Below are 9,349 nucleotides of genomic sequence, written 5' to 3' on the forward strand. Positions count from 1 at the left end.
GAGAGCGAGTACCGCAACCAATGCGGTGCAGAGTCTTTGGTGAATCACGGTGCGAATCACAGTTGGTACTCCTTCGTGGACGTGGTGCGCAGGGCTTCGGGCAACAGGTCGCCGTGCGCGACGGTCAGTTCGTCGCACAGCTTCCAGATCTGGTCGACGGTCAAGGTGGCCGCCGTGTTGGGGTCGACCATGGCCGCTGCTCGCACCAGGCGCGGATCACCGTCGACGGCCGCGCGAACGGCGAGCTCGACCGGGCCGAGGAAGTTGCGGTTGAGCGCGGCGCACTGTGGCGGCAGGTCGCCCACCTTCATCGGGTGTGCGCCCAACGCGTCGAGCACGGTCGGGACCTCGACGGCCAGGCCAGACGGCAGGTTGGTGATCAACCCGTCGTTGGCCACGTTGGCCGAGATCACCCGCACCGTCCCGGTCTCGAGGGAGTGGATCACCTGTGGTGCGTATTCGGTCGAGCCCCTGTCGATCTCGAGCGATTCGGAGGCAGCCAATTGCCCGCGGACACGGGCGTATTCAGCGAGGTTCGCCTCGCTGATCGAGACATACTCACCGACGTTGACGCGCAGGCGATCGACCTCGTCCGGGTGACGTAGATACCATGGCACGTACTCGCTGGAGTGTTCGCTCGTCTCGGTGGGGTAGTAGCCGAGCCGTCGATACATGTCGACCCGTACCCGTCGGCGTAGCTCCGGGTCGGAGGCGATGCGCTGGTCCAGGAGTGGGTAGAGATCCTGCCCGCCGCGCTCCCACCGCAGCACCCACGCCTGATGGTTGACCCCCGCAGACCAGTAGGAGACCTCGTCGAACGGTACGTCGATCAGCTCGCACAGCCCGACCATCGTCCAATACACGGAATGGCACAACCCCAGCACCTTCAATCGCGGGGCGACGTGGTGCAGGAACGTGACGTTCATGGCCATCGGGTTGGTGTAGTTGAGCAGCCAGGCGTCGGGGCACACTTCCAGCATGTCGCGGGCGATCGCGGCCAGCACCGGGAAGGTGCGGAGCCCACGGAAGATGCCGCCGACTCCGATCGTGTCCCCAATGGTCTGGTTCAGCCCGTAGGACGCCGGGATCTCGAAGTCACGCACCGTGGCGTCGTGCATGCCCACCTGGATCACGTTGATGACGTAGTCGGCGCCCTCGAGTGCGCGGCGGCGGTCCAGCGATGCCACGACCTCGGGTTGGGCGCCTGCCGCGTGGGCGGTGGCGCGGGCGATCGCCTCTGCGGTCTCGAGACGTTCGACGTCGATGTCGTGCAGGACGACTCGGACCGAGCCGAGCTCCGGGAACGAGAAGATGTCGCCGAGCAGTTCTCGGGTGAACTCGACGCTGCCCGCGCCGATGATGACGATCGTCGGCTTCATGCGCGGTCCTTGGATGGTTCGAGCAATGCCGCGCTCGGCGCTTCGCCGCGTTTCTCGTCGGCGTAGACCATGAGCGTCGAGCCGACGAGTGCCAGCACGATGCCGATCGCGCCGTAGGGGGTCGGCAGGGTCTGGTAGGCGATGAGGGAGACGACGATGGTGAGCGCGGGTGCCAGCGCATTGGTGGTGGGCGCGACGATCGTGGCCTTGCCCCGGCTGAACGCCATCACCAGGAACAACGCCCCGACGGCATTGAGCAGCTGGGTTCCCGCCGTCAATACCGGTGCCTGCCAGGGGAAGTCGAGCGGGATGCCGCCGAGGGACAACAACGCCACCGGAATGAGGATCAGTGCGCTGATCGCCATCCAACCGAAGGTGGTGGCCTCGTTGACGCCGATCGTCGCGGTCTTTCGCATGAAGTAGGCCTGCACTCCCCAGGCGATGCAGATCAGGATCGCCAGCGGCAGCCACGGACCCGATGAGCCGTCGGAATCGGCGCTGGTGACGCTGAACAACACGATCGCGGCGAGCGCCGCTATCAGTCCGACGACGGCCAGGCCCGAGATGCGTTCGCGAAGAAGGATCATCGCCATCACCACCGTGATCGCCGGCGACAGGGACACGATCGGGAAGATCAGGTAGGCGGGACCCATGGTCAGGGCCTGAAACAGCAGGAGCTGGCCGCCTGCGCCCGTCAGCCCGATCAGCAGGCCGTACACCGTCGCCCGGGGCCGCCGGTCGAAGCGCTGGCCACGAAGGGCGAACACCGCAGGAATGATCATCGTCAGGGCCCAGATGGCGTAGATCATCTCGTCGGGGTAGCCATACCTCGTCGCGGGAAGTGCGGAGAACGCCCCCCACACGCCCCAGAACAGGATGAGAAGCGCGGCGTAGAAGATCCAGCTGCGAGTGTTGGTTGCGGTCGGTGCATCGGTCATGGTGGCTTACCTCATCGAATCGTGCTGGGGGACAGCGGATGACCGCTGTGCTTGGCGGCGTACAGCGCGGCACCCACCGCGGGGTCGAGCAGCGGGAGTCGCAGGTCGTACTTGGCGGGCAGGCGCCCGAGGGCGTTGCGGAACAACCCGAGATAGCCTTCGTCGGAGAACATTCCGCCCGAATACGACACGGGCACCAGCTCCGCGTCGGTGAAACCGACCAGCACGCGCGTGGTCTCGACCAGCGTTGCCAGCTCATCGGCTGCGGCGGTCAAGATACCCGTCGATGCCTTGTCCTGCTGGCGGGCGGCCTCGCAGACCGTGGTCGCCAGGGCGGCGATGGAGCCGCGGTTGCCGCCCCACTTCTCGATGACGAGCCCGACGGCGTCCAGATCGCTGGAGATTTCCAGGCGCTGCTTGATCAGGTCGTAGAGCGGCCCGCGGGCCAGCCTGCCGTCGCTCATCCGGCTGAACGCATTCAACCCTTGCGTGGCAATCCAATACGCCGAACCCTCGTCGCCGAACAGCTCACCCCAGCCGCCGACGCGGTGCCCCGTGCCGAGCCGCTCGCCGTAGGTCATCGACCCCGTGCCGCTGATGACGTTGATACCGTCTTCGCCGGCGAGGGACCCCGCCCATCCGCACACCATGTCGTTGTCGCAGCTGTAGCGGTCGTGTCCGAGGACGCGCCCGGGGACCGCGTCGAGCTGCTCGACGTCGCCGCTGGCCTCACCGTAGCCGGGTAGCCCGAAGAAGGCGGCGTCGATGTCGGCCGGCTCGATCCCGGCCTGGGTGCAGATGTCGGTGATGCCCTGGGTCAGAACGCGTTCGACGACGCCGAAGCCATCGGCGAAGTAGTACGAGCTCGGTGCGGTGGCGCGGGCCACGACCCGGCCGTCGGCATCGATGAGCACGAACGCCGTCTTGGAACCCCCGCCGTCGACTCCGAGGTATCTACTCATCGCCAGCCACCACCATCGGGTAGATGGTCACACCCTGCACGACCCGGCTCACTTCGCCGGACGGGAACGGATTGTCCGGGGTCTTGCCGTATTCCAGCGACGTGAACAGCGCGAGGTACTGTGCGAACACCAGGTAGGCGATCGCGACCGACGAATCGTCGAGACCCTCGAGACCCGGCAGCACGACCGCCTGCCCGAGAGCCTCGGGGATCGGCTCGGTGCTGATCACCGCGACGCTGTCCGGTCCGAGTTGCGCACGGATCTCGGCGATGATGTCGAGGTCGTAGCGGCGGGTGTAGGGATCGCCCGAAACATAGACCACCGCAAGCGTGTCCGTGTCGAGCACCGACTTGGGGCCGTGCCGGAAACCGAGCGGCGAGTCGAAGTAGGTCACGACTTCACCGGCGGTCAGCTCCAGCAGTTTGAGCGCCGATTCACGGGCCAGCCCCACCAGCGGGCCGCTGCCCAGGTACACGAACCGTTGCTTCTTGGATTGCGCAAGCGCCCGGATGTCGGACTGACGCTCGACGACGTGTTGCGCTGCGCGGGCGAGTGCCTCGGCGTCGCCGGGTTCGGCGGGGCCCAGCAAGAGCAAGCACGTCAACAACATCGACGTCAGGCTGGAGGTCATCGCGAAACCGACGTCGTTGGTGCGCTCCGGCATGAAGACCACCAACGAGTTCGCCCGACCGCCGTGTGCCCGGCCGAGCTCTCCGCCGCGGTCACAGGTCAGGATGAGATGCCAGACGTCGTCGACGAGTTCGTCGGCGAGTGCGGTGGTCGCCAGGCTTTCTGGGCTGTTGCCCGAGCGGCCGAACGAGACGAGCAGCGTCGGAGTGTGCCGCTCCAGGTGATCCAGCGGGCTGGCGACGATGCTCGTGGTGGCGATCGCCTCGACGCGGCGGCCGAGGTGACGCCGCAGCGCCGGTGCGGCGATTACGCCTGCGAACGCCGAGCTGCCTGCACCGGTCAGGATGACCCGCAGGTCGGGCCGACTGGTCGCCTCCCGCAGGAAGCTCGTGGCGTGCACGTCGATGTTCTCGGCGACTTCTCGCCACGCATCGGGCTGCTGCCCGATCTCGAGAATGGTTGCGCCGCCGTCTTCTTGGGCGGGTATGGCGGTGTTGATCATTCGACCTCTCCGGTAGTGCTGCATGCGCGGGCATAGGGGCGCAGGGCGTCGCGGACCCGGTCGACGACCAGAGCCTGTGGGGTGGAATCGAGCTGACCGGCGCGGATCCGGTCGTACTGGCCTGGCAGGAACTGGCTGATCAGGGGCAACGGTATGCCGGTCCGGTCCAGGTTGGCCAGGAGTGTCGTTCGCGCCGCTTCGATCTCGGCGTCGGCCCAGTAGTACCGGAGCCGGTCGCTGTAGCTGTACCGGCGGGCGGTTCGCTGGGTGAGGGGATCGCCCTCGTAGTAGCTCTCCCAGTATTTCGGGTCAGCCAGCATCCGTCGTTCGACGACCTCGATCAGGTTCGATCGGGACGGCCTTGCGACGAGCTCCGACTCGATCCTTGCGAGCGAGAACAGGGCCTCCCGCATCGCGAATGTCAGTGCGGGACCGACCTTCAGGATGGCCCAGTGGTCTTCCACTAGCTCCCGCAACTGCGCCGGTCGTTGATAGTCGGTCGAGTGCGCCTCGAAGACGAGGTTGCCTTCGGTGTCGAGGACGTGACGTAGTTCCGCGGTGGCGGCGCGGTCGTAGTCGATGACGCTGAGGTGATCGAACTCCACACCGGGTTGCACGACGAGCGCCACGATCCGCGGCCACACGTGGGCAAGCCCGACTTCGGCGAAGGCGGCCCGGTGCGCGGCGATGGTGCGCCGGGCCCGGTCGGCCGACGTGGGAGTGAGGTGGTCGAGTGTCTCGTGGGCACCGCCGGGAACGGGCACCTCGGTGCCGATGACGTAGACCGGCCCGTCGACTTCGAGGCGGTGCGCCGTTTCTTCGGCGACCCGCAGCAGCCGGGCGCTGCGGTCTGCCACGACCTCGTCGCTGAGCGCGGCCGGATCGTCGGCGCACGACATGCTGCAGTCCAGGTGGATCTTGGAGTATCCGGCTTCGACATACGCGGCGATCAACACCTCCGCGTTGGCCATCGCCGCACTCGCCGGTTGGTTCTGCCAGCGGTTGGGACCGAGGTGGTCACCACCGAGGACGACGCGCCCGCGAGGGAATCCAGCAGCATCGGCAATGCCGAGGACCAGATCACGGAAGTCGGCAGGCCGCAGACCGGTGTAACCGCCGAACTGGTCGACCTGGTTGGAGGTGGCCTCGATCAGCACGTAGCTGCCGTCGGCGGCGGCCTGGGCGATGGCGGCCTGCACCACGGTCGGATGCGCCGAGCACACCGAGTAGACCCCGACGGGCTCGCCGCCCTTGTGGCGGGCGATCGTCTCGGTGAGGGGGTTGACCCGCAGCGCGGGGGAAGCGGTCGAAGTCATCGCGCCACACCGACCTCGGCCGCGACGACGCGACACAGGTCCGCGACGGTGTCGCCGATGGCCTGGCGCCCGGCCGCCACATAGACCCGAGGATCCGTCGCGGAAGGGTTGGTGGACAGCGCTTCTCGGATCGCACCGGTGTAGGCGACGTTGAGTGCGGTGCCGACGTTGACCTTGCGGATCCCTGCGGCGACGGCCAGGCGGAGCTGATCGTCGGGAACACCCGAAGAGCCGTGCAGCACCAGCGGCACCGGGACTTGGGCGGCCAGGTCGGCGATCAGATCGATGTCGAGTCGGGCGTCGCGGGCGGTCATGGCGTGTGAGCTGCCGACCGCCACGGCCAGCGCGTCCACCCCGGTCGCCTCGGCGAAGGCTGCCCCCTCAGCCGGATCGGTGCGGGCGCCCAGCGCGTGAGCGTTCAGCTTGCCGCCGATCTCGCCCAGCTCGGCTTCGACCCACAGGCCGGCCGCGTGGGCGTCCCGAGTGAGGAGGCGCGTCCGTTCGACGTTGTCCCGATACGACAGGTGTGCGGCGTCGACCATGATCGAGGTGGCCCCGAAACCGGACGCCGTTTCGATCGCTTCGGCGATCAGCGCCACGTCCTGAAAGTGATCGAGGTGGATGGCCAGCGGCGCCGAGGAACCCTCCGCGATTCGCGCGCAAGCCGACAGCAGTGGGGAGATGCGGCCGCCGTGGAAACCGACGGTGTTCTCGCTGATCTGGATCAGCGCGGCGGCCCCCGCTCGCTGCACGCCGTCGGCCACACCCTCGACGTGCTCGATGGTGATGACGTTGAACGCGAGCACGGCGGTGCCCGCGGCGGCTGCCGACGTGACGAGGTCCGCGGTGGCGGTAAGGGTCACGACGCCAACCGCCGAATCGGAGGGGCTGTCGATTGCATGGATCGATCATGGGAAGATCGCTCAAAGCGCGCAATGGGAAGCGGCTAAACGATCAGGAAAACTGATTGTGTTCACCATCGTCTCAAGGAGTCACGAGCGTGTCGATCAAGCGCACCGACCGCATGCGCGCGGTGCTCTCACTGTTGCGTGACCGGGGAGAGGTCGCATCCCGGGTGCTGTGCGCGGAACTCAGCGTGTCGTCGGCGACGCTGCGCCGGGATCTGACCGACCTCGAAGAGCAGGGGCTGCTGGTGCGGACCCATGGGGGTGCCCGCGCGCTCGACCCCAGTGGCAGCGAGATCCCCGTGCGCCTGCGCGACCACCGGATGATCGCCATCAAACGGCGGATCGCCCGGCACGCCGCGGCGCTGATACCGGCGGGCCCGCAGGCCGTCGCGCTGACGGGGGGTGTGACCACCGGCGAGGTCGCCCGATCGCTGAAGGGCAGGCCCAACATGACGATCGTGACGAACTCGCTGACGATCGCGGCCGACTGTGCCGTCGATGCGCACATGAAGGTGATCATGACCGGGGGACTGGTGAGGGCCAATTCCCTTGAGGCCGTAGGCCCGATGTCCGAGCATGCCTTTCAGGTGATCACGGTGGGCACCGCGATACTCGGTGCCGACGGCATGTCCGCCGAGGTCGGTGCGACCACCTACGACGAAGCCGAGGCGCGTACCGCAATTGCCATGGCCGCCAACGCCCAACGCGTCGTCGTCGCCGTCGACGGATCCAAGATCGGCAAGGTCACGCTCGCGAAGATGGCCGCGCTGGACCAGCTAGATCACCTGGTGACCGACTCCACCGCAGACGTCAAACAACTGGAGCGGATCGCGGAGTACGGCGTCCGTGTTCACGTCGTCGACGTTGGAGACACCTGATTCGGACCCGGCTCAGGGCGTGCTGAGCAGCCCGGAGTCGCGGATGGTCTCGGCCAAGGGTGCCAGCACCGCCGGGTCATAGGGCGGGGGGAGGTAGATGATCGCGAGGTCCAAGCCCTCCTCGCCCAGCGCACCGGCTTCGCCGACGACCTTGGCGTAGTCACGATCCTCGCCGAGCCGAACGTGAGCAGAGAGGGTGATCTCCTTCGGGTCGCGGCCAATGTCCGCGCAGCGGGCGGCGAGCACGTCGCGCTTGTGAGCGAATTCCTCGGGCGTTCCGCCGACGAAGTTCCAGTGATCGGCGTACTTCGCGGTGATGGGCAGGGTGCGCTTCTCACCGCTGCCGCCGATGCAGATCGGCGGGTGCGGCTGCTGCGGCCCCTTGGGCTCGTTGCGGGCGTCCTTCAGCTGGTAATACTTGCCGTCGAAGGTCGTCGAATCCTTGGTCAGCAGGCTGGTCAGGACTTCGCAGGCCTCTTCGAAGCGGTCGAAGCGCTCCTTGATGGTGCCGAGTTCGATGCCGTAGGCGCCGGACTCCTCCTCGTTCCAGCCGGCACCGATGCCGAGCTCGAGGCGACCGTTGGAGATGACGTCCAGTGCCGCGGCCATGTTGGCCAGCACGGCGGGGTGGCGGTAGTGGATGCCGGTGACGAGCACGCCGACGCGCAGCCGCTTGGTGGCCTGGGCCAGGGCGGTCAGGGTGATCCAGCCCTCGAGGCACGGGCCCGACGAGTCGGAGAAGATCGGATAGAAGTGGTCGAACGTCCAGCCGGATTCGAAGACGTCGATGTCGTCGGCGGTCTGCCAGATCGGCAGCATCTCGGACCAGGTGGTGTTCTGCGGTGAGGTCTTGAAGGCGAATCGCACTCGGCCAAGCTTAGACCCGCAGGCTGGACGGTGCCTTCTGCGCTTCGCACGAGGGCTCGTCGACGAGCGATGACTTTTGGGTCCGGCCGGGGTCGGTATGGGCATGATCGACATGACTTCGGCCTCCGTGAACACGACTGCCGTCCTGGCTGCTGTGAAGGACGACCAACTAGACGCGCGTACCCCGTGCGAGAAGCTTTCGCTGGGTGAGGTGATAGCCCACGTGGGCGGGCTCGGCGTGGCCTTCGCCGCGGCCGCGCGAAAGGACCTCGGTGAACTCACCGACTCGCCACCGAAGCACGGTGGCTACCGCCTGGACGACGGCTGGCGGGAGCAGTACCCGGACAACCTGGCCGGGCTCGCCGAGGCGTGGCGCGACCCCGGCGCATGGGAGGGCATGACCCGCGTCGGCGGCGTGGACCTTCCTGGCGAGGTATGCGCGATGGTCGCGTTGACCGAGGTGGTGATCCACGGCTGGGACGTCGCCGTGGTCACCGGACAGGACTACCGGGTCGACGACGAAGTGGCCGAGGCAATGCTGGTGCACATGACCGGATTCACGGCCGATGGACCGATTGATGGGCTGTTCGGTCCCCCCGTCGAAATCGGTTCTGATGCAACGCCGTTCGAACGTTCGCTGGCACTCAGCGGTCGCGATCCGAGTTGGCGGCTAGCTCGGCGCGACTAGGGACGTCAGTTCGGTTCCGTCGCCGGACAATTGGACCAGGGTGGTGTTGATCCGCCAGACGTCGCGAAACGAGCCGATCGGGGACTCGATCTGCCATAGGACGTCGCAGGTCGCGAGGTCGATCCCCCTCGTCACGAGCCCGATGTTGGGATTGCCGTCTTCGAACACACCGACCTTGCTGTCAGAGGCGACGTATCCCGAAAGGGAGAAGGAGCATGCCCTGCCCTTTACTCCCGTGTGCAAATCGTACTGCTGCGTACCGGTGTCCCCCGACGGCTCGT

10 protein-coding genes are annotated in these 9,349 nt (G+C 67.1%); 2 read left to right on the forward strand and 8 right to left on the reverse strand.

Annotated elements, in window-relative coordinates:
- Positions 1–56 precede the first annotated feature (56 nt).
- From ACRDUX_RS38075 to ACRDUX_RS38100, 6 genes are read right to left on the reverse strand one after another with little or no spacing between them, the layout of a single operon-like run.
- Positions 57–1,379, reverse strand: a complete 1,323-nt coding sequence (locus ACRDUX_RS38075) for an alpha-glucosidase/alpha-galactosidase (RefSeq protein ID WP_526422270.1) — start codon at positions 1,377–1,379, stop codon at positions 57–59.
- Positions 1,376–2,317 carry an EamA family transporter gene (locus ACRDUX_RS38080; protein WP_526422272.1) on the reverse strand — a complete coding sequence of 314 codons (942 nt, stop codon included), beginning with the start codon at positions 2,315–2,317 and terminating at the stop codon, positions 1,376–1,378. The genes ACRDUX_RS38075 and ACRDUX_RS38080 overlap by 4 nt, the downstream gene beginning before the upstream one ends.
- A gap of 11 nt (positions 2,318–2,328) precedes the next feature.
- A complete protein-coding gene (locus ACRDUX_RS38085) occupies positions 2,329–3,279 on the reverse strand; it encodes an N-acetylglucosamine kinase (protein ID WP_526422274.1) in 951 nt (316 codons plus the stop codon).
- Entirely contained in the window at positions 3,272–4,411 is a 1,140-nt protein-coding gene (locus ACRDUX_RS38090; RefSeq protein WP_526422276.1) for an SIS domain-containing protein, read from the reverse strand. Before ACRDUX_RS38090 ends, ACRDUX_RS38085 begins: the two co-directional genes overlap by 8 nt.
- Positions 4,408–5,727, reverse strand: a complete 1,320-nt coding sequence (locus tag ACRDUX_RS38095) for a D-tagatose-bisphosphate aldolase, class II, non-catalytic subunit (protein WP_526422278.1) — start codon at positions 5,725–5,727, stop codon at positions 4,408–4,410. Before ACRDUX_RS38095 ends, ACRDUX_RS38090 begins: the two co-directional genes overlap by 4 nt.
- Positions 5,724–6,590 (reverse strand): class II fructose-bisphosphate aldolase, encoded by an 867-nt coding sequence (locus ACRDUX_RS38100; RefSeq protein WP_526422280.1) that lies wholly within the window; start codon positions 6,588–6,590, stop codon positions 5,724–5,726. Before ACRDUX_RS38100 ends, ACRDUX_RS38095 begins: the two co-directional genes overlap by 4 nt.
- A gap of 137 nt (positions 6,591–6,727) precedes the next feature.
- Here ACRDUX_RS38100 and ACRDUX_RS38105 point away from each other — a divergent pair, with 137 nt between their 5' ends.
- Positions 6,728–7,513, forward strand: a complete 786-nt coding sequence (locus ACRDUX_RS38105; RefSeq protein WP_526422282.1) for a DeoR/GlpR family DNA-binding transcription regulator — start codon at positions 6,728–6,730, stop codon at positions 7,511–7,513.
- Between the two features lie 12 nt (positions 7,514–7,525).
- Here the strand turns inward: ACRDUX_RS38105 and ACRDUX_RS38110 are convergent, their stop codons facing one another.
- Positions 7,526–8,380, reverse strand: a complete 855-nt coding sequence (locus tag ACRDUX_RS38110; protein WP_526422284.1) for an LLM class F420-dependent oxidoreductase — start codon at positions 8,378–8,380, stop codon at positions 7,526–7,528.
- 112 nt (positions 8,381–8,492) lie between these two features.
- Between ACRDUX_RS38110 and ACRDUX_RS38115 the strand changes: the two genes are divergently transcribed.
- Positions 8,493–9,068, forward strand: a complete 576-nt coding sequence (locus ACRDUX_RS38115) for a TIGR03086 family metal-binding protein (protein ID WP_526422286.1) — start codon at positions 8,493–8,495, stop codon at positions 9,066–9,068.
- Here ACRDUX_RS38115 and ACRDUX_RS38120 read toward each other — a convergent pair.
- Positions 9,051–9,349: 9-bladed beta-propeller domain-containing protein (locus ACRDUX_RS38120; RefSeq protein ID WP_526422288.1), on the reverse strand; the 299-nt coding region annotated here is incomplete at its 5' end. The two genes, ACRDUX_RS38115 and ACRDUX_RS38120, sit on opposite strands and share 18 nt — an antisense overlap.

The sequence above is a fragment of the Mycobacterium sp. genome (assembly GCF_050701675.1).
In the GTDB taxonomy this organism is placed as follows: Bacteria; Actinomycetota; Actinomycetes; order Mycobacteriales; family Mycobacteriaceae; genus Mycobacterium.

Excerpts from the sequence above, each read along its gene's own strand:
- ACRDUX_RS38075 (WP_526422270.1), bottom strand. The coding sequence starts at position 1,379 with ATGAAGCCGACGATCGTCATCATCGGCGCGGGCAGCGTCGAGTTCACC.
- ACRDUX_RS38080 (WP_526422272.1), bottom strand. The coding sequence starts at position 2,317 with ATGACCGATGCACCGACCGCAACCAACACTCGCAGCTGGATCTTCTAC.
- ACRDUX_RS38085 (WP_526422274.1), bottom strand. The coding sequence starts at position 3,279 with ATGAGTAGATACCTCGGAGTCGACGGCGGGGGTTCCAAGACGGCGTTC.
- ACRDUX_RS38090 (WP_526422276.1), bottom strand. The coding sequence starts at position 4,411 with ATGATCAACACCGCCATACCCGCCCAAGAAGACGGCGGCGCAACCATT.
- ACRDUX_RS38095 (WP_526422278.1), bottom strand. The coding sequence starts at position 5,727 with ATGACTTCGACCGCTTCCCCCGCGCTGCGGGTCAACCCCCTCACCGAG.
- ACRDUX_RS38115 (WP_526422286.1), top strand. The coding sequence starts at position 8,493 with ATGACTTCGGCCTCCGTGAACACGACTGCCGTCCTGGCTGCTGTGAAG.